The sequence below is a fragment of the Pseudomonas sp. SIMBA_068 genome, from assembly GCF_046534705.1.
Lineage (GTDB): Bacteria > Pseudomonadota > Gammaproteobacteria > Pseudomonadales > Pseudomonadaceae > Aquipseudomonas > Aquipseudomonas putida.
Genome location: NZ_JAWRYI010000604.1, coordinates 1 through 268 on the forward strand (window position 1 = coordinate 1; position 268 = coordinate 268).

Annotated in this window: 1 protein-coding gene; it reads left to right on the forward strand. The window is 44.8% G+C overall.

Translation table 11 applies throughout. The features are described 5' to 3' along the window. Positions 1-268 (forward strand): ATP-binding cassette domain-containing protein (locus SB756_RS30610; protein ID WP_410913309.1); only part of this gene is annotated, 268 nt, incomplete at both ends.

Consider the following 268-nt stretch of genomic DNA (forward strand, 5'->3'; position numbering starts at 1 on the left):
TCAGCATCGCTCAAAAGCGGTAAGTGGCTTTTCGGGCGGAATGCGCCAGCGTTTTGGTATTGCACAAGCCTTATTAGGTGACCCTGATTTACTCATCGTTGATGAACCAACTGCAGGGCTAGACCCTGAAGAGCGAAATCGCTTTCATAACTTGTTAGTAAGCTTAGGCGAGCAAAAAGTCGTTATATTATCAACCCACATAGTAGAAGATGTGGCTGAACTATGCCCTAATATGGCGGTACTGGCTGGTGGTAAAATTTTATTAGAG